This window comes from Paenibacillus sp. JQZ6Y-1 (genome assembly GCF_040719145.1).
Taxonomy (GTDB): Bacteria; Bacillota; Bacilli; order Paenibacillales; family Paenibacillaceae; genus Saccharibacillus; species Saccharibacillus kandeliae.
The window spans coordinates 3,201,768-3,216,207 of the sequence record NZ_JBFDUZ010000001.1 but is presented as its reverse complement, the minus strand read 5'-3'; the positions used below and the strand labels follow the sequence as shown (position 1 = coordinate 3,216,207).

The following is a 14,440-nucleotide window of genomic DNA, read 5'->3' as shown; positions in this document are numbered from 1 at the left end:
AAGTGTATCCGTTCGGTTTGTTTCCCATCTTCGTATCTTTGAAGTTCTGCTTGTCAATCGACAGCAGAGCTTCTTTTCTTTTTCAATAGGTGTGCATAGTGGTAAAATAGATAGGTTGGAAGTATTCGATACCCATCTTATGTAAGGATGTGATGATATGGATTTGTTCTCCTTTAATGAACAACACAATGATGCGTCTGACAGCATGGGTGTGCTTGCCGATCGGATGCGTCCGCAATCGCTGGATGAGTATATCGGGCAGGAGGATATTGTCGGGCCGGGTAAGCTGCTGCGTCGTGCGATTGAGGCGGATCAGGTATCGTCGATCATCCTGTATGGTCCGCCGGGATGTGGCAAGACGACGCTTGCGCATATCATTTCCAAGCATACTCAGGGCGAGTTTGTTCGTCTGAATGCCGTTGATGCCACAGTCAAAGAAGTGCGTGAAGTTATTGAGCGCGCGCATAACAATAAATCGCTATACGGAACCAAAACGATTCTGTTTCTGGATGAGGTGCATCGGTTTAACAGCTCCCGTCAGGATGCGCTACTGCCAGCAGTAGAGAAGGGTACGATTATCTTTATTGGGGCGACGACGGAGAATCCGTTCCACTATGTGAATGGCGCCTTGATGAGTCGTTCGACGCTGTTCCAGCTACACCCGCTCAACAAGGAGCATTCGCTAATCGCCATGCACCGTGCGCTAGAAGATAGCGACAAAGGATTGGGGTTTATGGAGTTGCAGGTGGATGAACCAGCTCTAGAGCATATCGCTTCGATGGCAAATGGAGATATTCGCCGTGCGCTCAATGCGCTAGAGCTGGCAGCACTGACGACACCGCCGCAGTCAGACGGTACGGTGCATCTGACGGTCGAGGTGGCGGAGGAATCGATCCGTCGTCCAACCGTACGCGCGGATGAGTCGACTCAGTACGATGTATTGTCCGCTTTTCATAAAAGTATTCGCGGTTCCAGTGATGCAGCGCTGTTCTGGTTTTTCTATGCGGTGGAGAAGCTAGGCATGGACCCGATGACCTTTATCCGTCGTCTCATCGCTGCCAGCAGTGAGGATATCGGGCTTGCGAATCCGCAGGCAATGGTGCAAGCACTGGGCGCGCTGGATGCGTATCGTACAAACGGTTGGCCAGAAGCGAAGCTGAATATCGCGCAGGCGATTTTGTTTGCAGTGGAAAGTCCGAAGTCCAATGCGGTGTATACTGCCATTTCCAGTGCGATGGCGGCGATTGATGAGATCAAGTCGGCAGAGGTTCCGCTACATTTGCGGGATACGCATTACAAGGGAGCGGAGAAGCTGGGGCATGAAGGCTACCAGTATCCACATAATTTCCCGAATCATTATGTGAAGCAGGAGTACCTGCCGAAACATCTGTCAGGACGCGTATTTTACAAAGCGACCGAGCAGGGGAATGAGTCGAAGATTAAGCTCAATCAGGAGCGGCGACGGGGTAATAATAAATAGCTTGGCGTGTTGAGTCAGCAGTTCAAGGAGATTTTTGTTCGATACTGTATTGTGGGGGCAAACAGGGCTATTGTGGCGTATATATGACTAAACTGTCCTCTCCAATAATGTGTATGCAATCAATAAGCCCGATCGAAAGCACAGGACGCATATCCTATGTCATTCCGATCGGGCTTATTTGGATATAAACATTTGTATATATGTGTGTGGTATGAGGTGGAACCATCTGTAGTAGTGCGTGACCTTGGGAACAGTCAACTATAACGGTCATTATATGCAGAAGAAACGGCGCTGCTATTTTTTCTTTTTAGAACGGGATTGTTTCTTCTTTTTCGGCGCGCGATGCCAGCCATATACTTGCAAATGAACAAAGAGTTTACTCAGTACATGACTAAATAGATACAGAATGATCAGCACAATGAGTAATGGGCGGAATACAATCCATGCGCTCATCCATAGTAGGATCAACTGCCAGCGCTTTAATTTGCGTAAAAATAGAGGCAACGTGAAGATGCGGTAAAACCAGTAATTCTTTTGCAGCGCCTCCATGTATTCCGTACGAATCTGCTCATTGTTCGGCTCTAGCCGGATCGCCTGCTCCATCATCTGTTTGGCGGTTTTGGCATCACCACGCCGTTCTGCTGCCCAGCCCAGATACATAAACGTCTGTGCATGCTCTACATCGTACTGCAGTGCATGGATCGCCGCTTCTTGTGAAGCATCCATTTGATTCAGATTCGCCAGCACATAGCTGTAGAGCGCCAAATATAGTCCAGTCTGCGGCTGCAAACGTAGACCTTCTTTAATCTGCTCCAGCGCTTGCTGGAATTTGCCTTGACGGTTGTACATATTACTTAGCAAATAATACAGATGGACGCGGTACGGATTGATGCGCAGCGCCTCATCGGTTGCCTGCTGCATCAATGCCCATTCCTGCGTATCATAATAAACAAAAGCACGCAGCACCCATGCGTCCTCATGATCAGGCTCGATACGCAGTGCCTGAGCCGTGCATTCCAGAGCTTTGTCGTATTGTTCCATATTCATGTAAATGGTTGCCAGCGCATTGTACGGTTCTGGTTCTTCTGGCTGCTCGCGTAGCCATTCTCCCGCTTCACGCAATGCTTCATCATAGCGGTCCCATTGCAATAGACGCTCAATTCGCTCCGACCGGATACCAGACAGATCTGGCTCATTGGTATAATTGCTCATCGGCTGTACCTCGGTTCGTATTCTCCATACCGGATGAATATGCCCTCATTACGAGAGGCAAACCATCCAGTGCTGGGCTTAACGGATTTTGTGCTTTTTTATATAATCGAGCACGGCGGTATATTCGCCATTCGTATCGCTGAATGTAGCATAGTTGCGTGCTGTGGCAAACCATTCGGTGGTGGACGGCTGACGCGTCTTGAGCGCACGGTTAAAATCCAGATCGGTCAACGGCTGAATCTCGCCCGTTTCCATCGCCCGCTCCAACGCGATCTCGGTCGTATCACGAACCAGCTGATCCAGATCTGCACCGGAAAAGAGGGCGGTGCTAGCGGCAAGCTTTTTGAGATTGATCGTTCCGGCAGGCTTGTCACGCAGCTTCAAATCAAGAATAGTGCCACGTTCTGCTTCCTCTGGCGGTGAGACGAATAGCAGATTGTTGAACCGCCCCGGACGGCGCAACGCTGAATCTAGATACCACGGTGTATTGGTGGCACCAATAATAAATACATTTTCATTAAAGCTTGCCAATCCGTCCAGTTCCAGCAGCAATTGATTCACTAGCATTCGGTCGTGATGTTGACGCATCGTGTGGCGACTGCCGCCCAGCGCGTCTAACTCGTCGATAAACAGTACACATGGCGCTTCCGCACGAGCCTTTTCAAACACATCATGCAAATTATGCTCACTTCCACCGACATACATAGACAGAATTGCTTGTAGTTCCAGATGCAAAAAGCTAGCGTTGATCTCGCCCGCGACTGCCCGTGCCAAAAAGGTCTTCCCGCAGCCCGGCGGACCATACAGCAAAATGGAACCGCCCGCCTGCTTGCCATAGGCGGCGAATAGCTCTGGCTGCTTGAGTGGCAAAATGAAGTTCATGCGGATTTTCTTTTTGATCTCTTCTAGCCCGCCTACATCGTCAAAAGTGATTCCCGGCTTTTCCAGCTCGACTAGATCGTTGGCGTCCTTGTCGAATTGAATGACTTTGAGGTTTTTGCGGCGTTGCTCGTGATCATCGCTCATGTGTACATCACTCCCTATGTAGATTTGCCGTGCTAATTTAGTATCATCATACCCTATGGACGCAGACATTCACCACTATGGATTTTCCATTTCCCATATGCTGAATGGAAGAAGGAAGGTTGTATACATATTTACACATGACGTCGATTCCAGTATGATAAAATACAACGTAAGATGACGTAATCGGCGATGGAGTTCGCCTGTAACCGCTGATCTCAGCTAATGACTCCTACCTGCTCAAAGCACAGTCGTTCTGTGTTTGTTCAGGTAGGAGTTTTGTTGTGTATAGATAGCAATCCAAGTTGATGACCGTAAAGGATGTGGAATTATGCTGTATGTGCTGCTTGTTATATGTGGGATACTAGGTGCGATGTGCCGGTATCTACTCAGTATGTGGATTCCGAATCATGGATTTCCGTTTGCAACATTGTTGATTAATATAATCGGCTGCTTTCTATTGGCGATTGTGATGAAATATATCGCTCGGCTGCCGCGCGTATCGCCTGCATGGGCGACCGCCATCGGGACAGGCTTTGTCGGTTCGTTCACGACCTTTTCGACCTTTAGTGTGGAAAGTATACAGCTGTTAGAAGAGGGGATGTATGGGCTGGCGATGGTCTACGTCGGATGCAGTTTGTTCGGCGGTTTACTGGCGACCCAATTCGGCTTTTACCTAAGTCAGCGCTGGCTGGATCGAAGGGAGGGACAGCAGCATGCTCATTAATATTCTCTTGGTGGCAGTAGGTGCGATCTTCGGTGTGCTGGCACGCTTTCTATTCTCTAGTTGGATGAAAAAGCGCTGGCAGATGGAGTTTCCGCTGGGAACCTTTTTGATCAATTTGAGCGGCTCCTTTTTGCTTGGACTGCTGATCGGTAGCGGAGCAGACCATCATATGCAGCTGTTGATCGGTACGGGATTCATGGGTAGCTTTACGACCTTTTCTACTTTTAAGCTGGAAAATATGGAATTGCGTCTCAAGGAAAAGTATCCTACGTTGATCTGGTATTTGGGCTTATCGTATATTCTCGGCATCGGGCTTGCGGGTGTGGGGATGTGGTTAGGGCATCGGCTCTAGTAAAGATAGCTATATGTGAGTTACACATTCAGTGATGAACGCCTGTATCATTCCATCTGCATACTCGTCTGTCTGCAAGTCAAAACGACCTTTCAGTCTCCTTCCCGTGGATCAAGATGGGAGGGGACTGAAAGGTCTTTTGATTTTAGATGATGTAGTTATCCGTATTATTCGTTAGATTGCTGCTCATTCCACACATCGTTAAGCGACCAGCATGTCCATTGCTTCACGACTGCATTGCCGCCAACAGTAGTCAGTTCCAGACTCGATGTCGATCCTTGCGGATAAATACGGCTTGTTAAAGTTGCCAGTCCATCATTAGCAAATACTTCAATCGACGAACGATCCACGAAGATACGCAGCGTCAGTTGTCCGTTATGCTGCAAAGGTGCTGTCCGCACACCATCTTGCGGTTTACCGGCTTGAGAAGCATCTAGTGTCAGCTTGCCGCCCGCAATATCATAAGAGATAACCGTTTGATCACCCGCATCACTATGCAGAATCAATCCAACCTGTTCGGCACTACTGGTATTCAGATCAAAGACAGCGATCATTTCCAACAGAGATTCCTTCATTTCTACCTTACAGCTTTGTTCCACTGTAAAGCCTTCATCTGTTGTAGAAGCCTTATCCACTGCAACAGTCTGATCTAGTGCAAATGACTCCCGACGCAGTAATTCCATTTCTTGCACTGGATTCATCAGCAATTGCCCAGCTTCATTCAAATGGAGTACACGCGGCAACGTAAGCGCGCCTGCCCAGCCATGCTGCTTGGTTGGCATATCCGATTCCCACATATCCATCCAGCCGATGGCAATACGGCGACCGTTATCATCCAGCAGTGTCTGCACGGCATAAAAGTCATGCCCATGATCCATCTCACGGAATTCCCCATGTTGGAACTCGTTAGTATCATAATCATAATCGCCGATCAGATAGCCCGTCTGGAACAAATTCAGATAGCGATCCTCCTCACGCTCCATACCTTGCGGAGAGAATAGCAGCACATGCCGACCGTCCAGCTCGAAAAAGTCCGGGCATTCCCACATAAAGCCAAGCGTACCGTCACTTGCTGCAAGCACGCCATCATACGTCCAATTGCGCAAATCCGGTGAATGATACCGAATTACGCGCCCATGACCATCCTGCGTCGCATTGCCCAGCACCATATACCATGTATCCTCATGTCTCCATACCTTCGGATCACGGAAATGATGCGCGCTGTCCGTCGGTGGCTCGGCAATGACCGGATTGACGCCGTATTTGTCAAAATGGATACCATCTCGGCTGACCGCAATATTCTGATTTTGCGTGAACAGGTCTTTGGCGCGGTCCGTATAATGATGACCCGTGTAAATTAACGTCAGTTCCCCGTTATTATCCACCGCACTGCCGGAAAAGCAGCCGTCCACATCACACTCGTCGCCCGGTGCCAGCGCAATCGGACAATGCTCCCAATGCACAAGGTCTTTACTTTTCACATGCCCCCAGTGCATCGGTCCCCAGTTCTCATCATACGGATGATGCTGGTAAAACACATGATATTCGCCGTTAAACTGCACCATTCCGTTTGGATCATTGATCCAATTGGCAGGGGCGGCAATATGATAACCGGGACGATACTGCGGATTGATGCTCTTTCCGGCAAGCTGAAGTGCTTGAGCAGCGTTTTGAATGGAATGAAGTGTAGACATAGATGTTCCTCCTTGAATGTATTAAGCAGTTGAGAACGATGATCTTCGCATTCGATGATGCTAGGAAATTCGGGAATTCTGCAACGCTAGAATGTTGAAAGTAAGATAGTGCAGAACTAAGGGACTATATAACTGTACACATCTGAAACTATCAAACCACGAAATGACCAAGGCAAAGATATGATTTAGAGCTGGCATTTATGTTAACTGCTGCTGTGGCTCTAACTGCCCGTTCAGCTGGGGCGTCTTAGTTTTATCGTTAAATAGGGTGAAGATGGAGATCAGTGTGAACAGCAGCACCAGCGCACCCATCACCAGATAGGTATAGCGGAAGCCAATATCGTCATACAACGATCCGGCAATCGGTGACAGCACTGCCTGACCGACTTGGGAAGCGAATTGGAAGCCAACCAGATACAGAATGGAAGAGAGACGAGTATCAAAATGCGCCGCCAGATATTTGAAAGTAGCAATCAGCATAATCGGCAATTCCAGCGCGTGAATGAGCTTCACTGCCGAGATACCAATCGGCTCAAATACTAGACCAGAGCCGATAATGCGCAGCGCCATCAGCAACCCAGCGAGAATCAGCGATTTCTTCGCCCCCAGCTTGTTCACGATAAAAGGAGCCATGAACATCATGCCTGCTTCCAGAAATACCTGAAACGAGTTCAAATAACCATATACCTGATTACCAATCTCATGAGAAGGGAATAACGATGAATAGTAGATTGGAAATTGTTGATCATATACTCCGTACACACAGGCAACACCGATCACGTACAGCATAAAGTACCAGAACGGACGCATCGTGAACAAATGTCCAATATCCTTGAGCGTAACCGAAGCTGCCTTTTCCAATTCTGTTTCCGTGACATGGATGCGTACCGATAGGATGATGCCAACTAGAATAACCGCCGAAATGGATGAAATCCAGAAGTTGATATTGGGATTCAGATTGAACAGCTGTCCTGCAAAGAACGTCGCTGCTGCCCAACCGAGTGAACCCCACATCCGCGAGCGACCGTATTCAAAACCGTACTTGCGGCTGACCTTTTCCACATATGTTTCGATGGCGCCAACCCCAGCCAGAAACCCAACGCTCAGAAACAATCCGCCGACAATCGCGCCCAGCCATACATTCACCTGTAATAATGGACCGTAGACAAAAACGAAAAATGGTCCTGTGAACACCAGCAATAAGCTAATAAACAGCAAGATATTACGACGAAGACCGATTTTATCGGAAATAAAGCCGTAGAGTGGTTGGGCGCATAGCGCGAAGATAGCGTTTACAGAGAAGATCAGACCCGTTTGCGCCCCCGTCAGCTTCATCTCCTGACCGAGCCAGATGGAGAACAGAGAATAGCTGGACGACCAACAAACGAAAAAGAAGAAAAAGTAAAGGCTTAGCTTCCAGTACAGGCTTTTTGATACAGGCATATCGCTCGCTCCTTCATTCATGTAAGTGCTTTCTTGAATGAATTGTATGTCAACCGGTTTCATATGTCAACCGGATGACATAAAAATATATACTTGCATAAAAAAACGCCTTCATCGAAGGCGCTACGGTAGCATCATGGATCAAGCTTACATCATGTTAATCATGTGATCATATAAACAGCAGATTATTACATCCTTTAAGCGGTGGAGCCGTCATACAATGCTACAGGCAAAATCGTCTGCCGCTGGGCTTCATCAAATTCACCGTCAATTTCACGCAATAATACTTCAATGGCAGTGCGTGCAATCTCTTCAATCGGCTGACGGATCGTAGTCAGCTGCGGAATCGCAGACGAGATCACATTTGTGCCGTCATAACCGACCAATTTCAGATCCTCTGGAATACGGATACCGCGTACACCGGCTTCGTATATAACCGACGCTGCAATCATATCATTGCTGGCGAATATGCCATCCACTTCAGGATGCTCGTCCAAGGCAAGGCGAATGTGCTTTAACTGATCGTCCCGATCGAGTGGCAATTCAATCTCATACGTATGATGCGGCAATCCATGCTGCTGCATCACATCCTCAAAAGCCTTGCGGCGCAGCTGTGCAGGGGTTTCCAACTCGGCAGGTCCGTTAAAATGGATAATATGCTGACAGCCGCCGTCGATCAAGCGCTGTGTTGCCAGTCGTCCACCCTCATAATTGTCGGAACTGACTACCGGAATCGTATCGGACAAATAACGGTCGATGGCAACTACCGCCAAATTGGCACGTTTATAATTCAAAATCCCTCGGTTATGCGTACCGACAATAATGCCATCCACCTGATTGCGCATCAGCATCTCGGCATATTGTTCTTCCTTGTCGATTCGATTCAAGCTGTTGCACAGCAGCACTTTTAGCCCATGCGCAGCACATAGATTCTCAATATGAAACGACAGCTCTCCAAAAAACGGATTCGCTGTCGTTGGCAGGATCAGTCCGATCAGATGGGTACGCTTGTTGAATAGCGAACGCGCAATATCGTTAGGAAAATAATTCAATTCCTCCATTGCGCTACGTACTTTGGTTTTGGTTGCTTCACTGACATAACCTCGGTTGTTCATCATGCGCGACACTGTTGTCGGCGAGACGCCGGCGAGTCGGGCAACATCTTCCAGCTTGGCTTTCATGCGGCAGCCTCCGTTTTTTTCTTTATAGTATACCATTTGCCTAGAGGCAAAAGAAGAAAAGCGCCTGACCTACAAATAAGTGAATGTACAGATGAATGAATCTACAGATACATGCACCCCATACAGAAACAACCGTGCATGATAGAACAAATATCACATGCTTTAATGACTGAATATCTGAGAGGAAGGATGTATCTTTCTATCCCGTAAACGATGTCAGAGGTTGATTACTGTTTATGGCGCATTACATACACACCTATCATCATTCAGCGATGATAGCAAAAACCTTCCGCTGTCTCGTTCCCAAGAAGGCAAACGATATAGCGGAAGGTTGAAGGTCTAACGTATTGCTTGCTTATCCTTTCATACTCAGTCATGCTACTCACGTCTTACAAGTATGACCTATTGTATTCTCAGGGTAGTACGTACACGTAATGCTGAAGCTCCATATTCCATAGATTGTGTCTGATCTTACACCAGTGCTTCGTAAGGTACTTTTTCAGCAACTTCAATCGTGCCGCCGCCCAGACACACATCGCCATCATAAAAGACAACTGCTTGTCCCGGTGTGATTGCTTTTTGCTGTACATCGAATTGAACATGTACAGTGCCGTCTTCCTGCCAAGTGAGTGTAACGCCTTGATCCGGTTGACGATAGCGGAATTTGGCGGTGCAGGTTACGGTAGTGCCAGCAGCCGGTGTATTGCCGTTGATCCAATTGATGCCCGATGCGATCAGACCAGTCGAGTACATACTTGGATGCGCATCCCCCTGTACGACGTACAGAATGTTTTGCTCCAGATCTTTGTCTGCGACGAACCACGGTTGTCCGTTACCAGAGCCGCCGATGCCGAGACCTTGACGTTGACCAAGCGTATAGTACATCAGACCGTCGTGACGACCTTTTACTTCGCCCGTTGCAATATCAACCATATTGCCAGATTTGGCAGGCAGATAGTTGCTCAGGAATTCGCGGAAATTGCGCTCCCCGATAAAGCAAACGCCAGTGCTGTCTTTTTTCTTCGCTGTGTACAGATCATGCTCTGCTGCGATTCGGCGTACTTCGGGCTTCGGCAGATGACCGATAGGGAACATCGCTTTGGACAGCTGCTGCTGATTGAGCGCGTTCAGGAAGTACGTTTGATCTTTGTTATTGTCGACACCGCGCAACAGGGTCAGTGTTCCGTCCTGATCTACAACGCGTGCATAGTGACCGGTTGCCACATAATCCGCACCCAGATCCAGCGCTTTGTTCAGGAACTCACCGAATTTGATCTCACGGTTGCACATAACATCTGGATTCGGTGTGCGGCCGTTTTTGTATTCTTCTAGGAAGTACGAGAAGACTTTGTCGTAATATTCCTTTTCAAAATTGACCGTATAGTAAGGTATACCGATCTGTTCGCAGACACGGCGTACATCTTCCGCATCGTCCTCGGCGGTACAATTGCCGAACTCGTCGGTATCATCCCAGTTTTTCATAAAAATACCGATTACATCGTACCCCTGCTGTTTGAGCAGTAGCGCGGTAACCGAAGAATCTACGCCGCCGGACATTCCGACGACCACTCGTGTTTCTGAAATTGCTTTTGCCATTTGCATATCACATCCCCGTTTAATATTGAACCGGATTGAAGTGCCGGTGGTACAGCGAGTGGCATCCCGCTTACCAATCATTACAATTTTGCTACAACTCGCAATTCCATTTCCCAAACGCTATTCATCTGTGTTACGATAAGATAGAATAATGATCGGAATACACTGAATTATTGGAAATGCATAGCTGATGTGCAACTGCTAATTATAATTGGGTTTGTGAAATAAAGCAATAACAATAAAGCGACAATATTCATGCGTTTGGTCATAATAGAGACGAGGTGCACATTATGAAAATTTCAACCAAAGGACGTTACGGTCTGACGATTATGATGGAGCTGGCTTCGCGTTTTGGCGAAGGTCCCACTTCTTTAAAAAGTATTGCTGAGCGAAACCAGCTGTCCGAGCATTATTTGGAGCAACTGATCGCTCCGCTGCGTAATGCGGGTCTGGTGAAAAGTATTCGTGGCGCATACGGCGGCTATATTCTGTCCCGCGAGCCGGAGCAGATTACAGCAGGCGAAGTGATCCGCGTGCTGGAAGGACCGGTTTCGGTCGTTGATTTTACCGATGAGGACGTGGCAGCCAAGCGTCATCTGTGGATGCAAATCCGTGACGCCATCGCCAGCGTGATCGATTCCACCACCCTCAAAGACCTGATCAGTTATCAGGATGAAGGTGCGGAAGACAATTACATGTTCTATATTTGATCCACGTCGCTGTCTGGTATGCGTTGTTGCATAGCATAAGCAGCACACTGAGATCATGAAATCGGAAAAAGCGGAAGAACCGTCGCCACTGCGCTGCGGGCTCTTCCGTTTTTTGTTGTGTCTAGCGAGATGAAGGGCGCAGGCATATAATGTAGTGAATCTTCGTTAATTTGATATAGAAGCTTCTTTTGCAGAAACTTTACAATATAAAAGGAAAGACAAGGTGAACTGAAATGACTCCAATCTATCTTGACCATGCTGCTTCTACACCAGTACATCCAGAAGTAGCACAACACATGCTAAATGTAATGACCGGTACACATGGCAATGCGTCCAGCGTCCATTCCTTTGGACGTGCTGCCAAGCAGATCGTCAGTCGAGCGCGCGATCTGATCTCGAATCGACTCGGCTGCCATCCCAATGAACTCGTATTTACAGCAGGCGGCACAGAGAGCGACAATCTGGCATTGTTCGGCGTAGCGGAAGCGCTGAAGGAGCAGGGACGTCATATCATCACATCGCAGATTGAGCATCATGCGGTGCTGCACGCATGTGAGGTGCTAGAGAAGCGTGGGTACACAATCACCTATTTGCCAGTCGATCCACACGGTCGCGTATCGCTAGATGAGCTGCGCGCTGCGATTCGCCCAGATACGATTCTAATCAGCATTATGTTTGGCAATAATGAAGTTGGCACTCTGCAGCCGATTGAGGAGATCGGACAGCTGGCGCGTGAGCATAGCATTCTGTTTCACACGGATGCAGTGCAGGCTCTGGGCGGTGTGATGATCAACTGTAATGAGCTTCCCGTTGATATGATCAGCTTCTCCGCGCATAAGATTAACGGCCCGCAAGGCATCGGTGCGCTGTATGTACGGCAAGGAACCAAGCTGGAGCCGCTGCTGCATGGTGGTTTGCAGGAACGCAAGCGTCGTGCAGGTACTGAGAATCTTGCTGGAATTGCTGGTTTTGGCAAAGCGGTGGAGCTAGCGACCGACAAGCTGGAGCAGCGTCATAACGAGCTGGCATTACTGCGTCGTCATTTTCTGGAGCAGCTGGAAGAGAAGGCAGGCAGAGAAGCATTTGTAATCAATACGCCGCTAGAGCAATCGCTGCCGCATATTCTTAATGTGAGCTTTCCCGGCACGACCAGCGAAACGATGCTCATGAATCTCGATATGGAGCAAATTGCCGCGGCAAGCGGTTCGGCATGCACCTCTGGATCGCTGGAATTATCTCATGTACTACAGGCGATGAATTTACCACAAAATGTACAACAATCGGCGATTCGTTTTAGCTTTGGGCTGGGTAATACTACACAAGAAATTGAACAAACCGCACAGAAAATTGCAACCATTTTACAACGGATACGTAAATGATGTTAAGGACTCCCCTGTATGGTGAATAAGGGAGGATAGATGTCGGGCGCTGCCATCTCCGGACATGAGCATGTTCCGGTTTCCGTACCCGCGCAAAATGTGCGCTGAGGAGGTCCTGAAAGTGTTAAAGGTGCAAAGCATGATAGGACTCGCTGTATTTGATGTGGAAGACGGCAAACAGCTGGGCAAGATCCACGATTTTATCATTACGGAGGACTGGTCGGTATACGGCTTCGAGCTGGAAGGTAAGGGGCTGTTCTCACTCCAGGTCCGTACGGTGAAATGGGAGGATGTTGTGAGCTGCGGCAATGATGCCATTATGATTCGCAATCAACATGCAGTCCGCCAAAAGGCGGCTGACGATATTCAGCATACATTTTTAATCGGGAACAGCAAATTGAAAGAATTGCCTGTCCTTACTGGTGATGGAGCGATCCTCGGCTATGTGTCCGATGTTTACTTTAATCCTGAACTGGGTAAAAGCATTACCGGGATCGAAATTAGCGACGGTTTTATCTCCGATCTGATTGGCGGAAGAAAATGGCTTCCGATCAGCACGCAGGTTGCATTTGGTGAAAGCGCCATTATGGCACCCATCGCCAGTGGTCAGCGGCTGGAGGAATGCCTGTAAACTGTAGCTGGCACAGCAGCGGCCGGAATCATATGCTGCGGACGCGCTTCGTAAGCCGAGGCGCGTCCGTGCCGCGTATACATACGGTACGGGTATGAAAGAATCATGCCTTACAGCAAGCCAGCTGCCCAAACTTGTAGACGGATAGGGTGAGCGCGGAATGAAATGTCCAAACTGTAGTTCTAAAGATATCGGCAAGATTGGCTCGCATCAATTTTATTGCTGGGGCTGTTTTATCGAATTGACTGTAAATAATGGAAAGATGTCTGTGTACCAAGTCGAAGAGGATGGCACGCTTAGCTCGCTGGACGATCTGTTCGTCGAACAGCCGCTAGCAGCAGCATCCATTTCGTTATCCTCCTAAAATGTAGGTATTACGCAGCAAGGAAAGCGGTCGGGGCATTTATGCTGGACAGTCGCAATTCCATACATACCATGGTAGCAGCTCATGACTGAACATCGCCGCGACCGATGGCATACGAACATCGTATGTCGTCGAGTCGCGGTTTTTTGGCTTGGATGACTGATGTAGCAAGTGCTACCACCCTATACACAGAGGTTCAAACGCAGGGCGGTTACCATCATCTGTCACAAGCGATACAGAACGTTTTGGCAGTGCCTTTTTAGAAGAAACGATAACGCTCTCATCGCGTCTGTATCCATGTCTGCTGTCATTGACAGAGCCGGAAACGCTGGATATACTGGTATAGGTTGTTGAAAAATCGTGAAATTCCGCGCAGCATGCACCATTGCGGCGGAATCGGGTATCTGTGCATACCTCTTTTTTTACCGTTCGGCTTATGCTGGGCATATGCATAATCAAAGAAGAGGTGCAGGGAGAAGCCGCTGTAGGAAATACAAGAATACCGTCCCTGATCTATGAGCAGGGGCGTTTTTTTAGATTTCAAGGCCATTGCATGTTCACTAGGCACGTTGGGCTGTATCGTACAGCATCTGCCGCCGCTGTGTACATCCGGTGCATCCCTACGCACCGCATTTTCCGCGTCTGTAT

General features: G+C 48.4%; 13 protein-coding genes and 1 riboswitch. Of the genes, 7 read left to right on the top strand and 6 right to left on the bottom strand.

The genetic code is table 11. The annotated features are described in order from the left end of the window. Positions 1 to 157: 157 nt before the first annotated feature. Entirely contained in the window at positions 158 to 1,480 is a 1,323-nt protein-coding gene (locus tag ABXR35_RS13645; protein ID WP_367060935.1) for a replication-associated recombination protein A, read from the top strand. Between the two features lie 294 nt (positions 1,481 to 1,774). Here ABXR35_RS13645 and ABXR35_RS13640 read toward each other — a convergent pair whose 3' ends face one another. Both ABXR35_RS13640 and ABXR35_RS13635 read right to left on the bottom strand, forming a co-directional pair. Next, on the bottom strand, positions 1,775 to 2,692 hold the full coding sequence (locus ABXR35_RS13640) for a tetratricopeptide repeat protein (protein ID WP_367060932.1): 918 nt from the start codon (positions 2,690 to 2,692) through the stop codon (positions 1,775 to 1,777). A 78-nt stretch (positions 2,693 to 2,770) separates the two neighbouring features. Beyond that, on the bottom strand, positions 2,771 to 3,718 hold the full coding sequence (locus ABXR35_RS13635) for an ATP-binding protein (protein WP_367060929.1): 948 nt from the start codon (positions 3,716 to 3,718) through the stop codon (positions 2,771 to 2,773). Positions 3,719 to 3,894: 176 nt separating this feature from the next. Continuing rightward, positions 3,895 to 3,957, top strand: a riboswitch (Fluoride riboswitch). A gap of 89 nt (positions 3,958 to 4,046) precedes the next feature. On the opposite strand from ABXR35_RS13635, the gene crcB (ABXR35_RS13630) reads away from it, so the two are divergent. Both crcB (ABXR35_RS13630) and crcB (ABXR35_RS13625) read left to right on the top strand, forming a co-directional pair. Beyond that, the gene (gene crcB / locus ABXR35_RS13630) at positions 4,047 to 4,442 is read left to right on the top strand and encodes a fluoride efflux transporter CrcB (protein ID WP_367060926.1); all 396 of its coding nucleotides are present in this window, start codon (positions 4,047 to 4,049) and stop codon (positions 4,440 to 4,442) included. After that, a complete protein-coding gene (gene crcB, locus ABXR35_RS13625; RefSeq protein ID WP_367060923.1) occupies positions 4,432 to 4,794 on the top strand; it encodes a fluoride efflux transporter CrcB in 363 nt (120 codons plus the stop codon). The genes crcB (ABXR35_RS13630) and crcB (ABXR35_RS13625) overlap by 11 nt, the downstream gene beginning before the upstream one ends. A gap of 167 nt (positions 4,795 to 4,961) precedes the next feature. Here the strand turns inward: crcB (ABXR35_RS13625) and ABXR35_RS13620 are convergent, their stop codons facing one another. The 4 genes from ABXR35_RS13620 to mnmA all read right to left on the bottom strand — a co-directional run bounded on the left by ABXR35_RS13620 (position 4,962) and on the right by mnmA (position 10,708). After that, entirely contained in the window at positions 4,962 to 6,488 is a 1,527-nt protein-coding gene (locus tag ABXR35_RS13620; protein ID WP_367060920.1) for a glycoside hydrolase family 32 protein, read from the bottom strand. A gap of 198 nt (positions 6,489 to 6,686) precedes the next feature. Beyond that, positions 6,687 to 7,931 carry an MFS transporter gene (locus ABXR35_RS13615; protein WP_367060917.1) on the bottom strand — a complete coding sequence of 415 codons (1,245 nt, stop codon included), beginning with the start codon at positions 7,929 to 7,931 and terminating at the stop codon, positions 6,687 to 6,689. Between the two features lie 197 nt (positions 7,932 to 8,128). Next, a complete protein-coding gene (locus ABXR35_RS13610; RefSeq protein ID WP_367060914.1) occupies positions 8,129 to 9,112 on the bottom strand; it encodes a LacI family DNA-binding transcriptional regulator in 984 nt (327 codons plus the stop codon). 471 nt (positions 9,113 to 9,583) lie between these two features. Next, on the bottom strand, positions 9,584 to 10,708 hold the full coding sequence (mnmA, locus tag ABXR35_RS13605) for a tRNA 2-thiouridine(34) synthase MnmA (RefSeq protein ID WP_367060911.1): 1,125 nt from the start codon (positions 10,706 to 10,708) through the stop codon (positions 9,584 to 9,586). Between the two features lie 290 nt (positions 10,709 to 10,998). On the opposite strand from mnmA, the gene cymR reads away from it, so the two are divergent. The 4 genes from cymR to ABXR35_RS13585 all read left to right on the top strand — a co-directional run bounded on the left by cymR (position 10,999) and on the right by ABXR35_RS13585 (position 13,792). Then, positions 10,999 to 11,418 (top strand): cysteine metabolism transcriptional regulator CymR, encoded by a 420-nt coding sequence (gene cymR / locus ABXR35_RS13600; RefSeq protein ID WP_367060908.1) that lies wholly within the window; start codon positions 10,999 to 11,001, stop codon positions 11,416 to 11,418. A gap of 233 nt (positions 11,419 to 11,651) precedes the next feature. Then, complete coding sequence (locus ABXR35_RS13595) at positions 11,652 to 12,797, top strand: cysteine desulfurase family protein (protein ID WP_367060905.1); 1,146 nt, start codon at positions 11,652 to 11,654, stop codon at positions 12,795 to 12,797. Positions 12,798 to 12,936: 139 nt separating this feature from the next. Next, positions 12,937 to 13,428 carry a PRC-barrel domain-containing protein gene (locus ABXR35_RS13590; protein ID WP_367061455.1) on the top strand — a complete coding sequence of 164 codons (492 nt, stop codon included), beginning with the start codon at positions 12,937 to 12,939 and terminating at the stop codon, positions 13,426 to 13,428. Between the two features lie 160 nt (positions 13,429 to 13,588). Continuing rightward, on the top strand, positions 13,589 to 13,792 hold the full coding sequence (locus ABXR35_RS13585; protein ID WP_367060903.1) for a YrzR-like zinc ribbon domain: 204 nt from the start codon (positions 13,589 to 13,591) through the stop codon (positions 13,790 to 13,792). Positions 13,793 to 14,440: the final 648 nt, after the last annotated feature.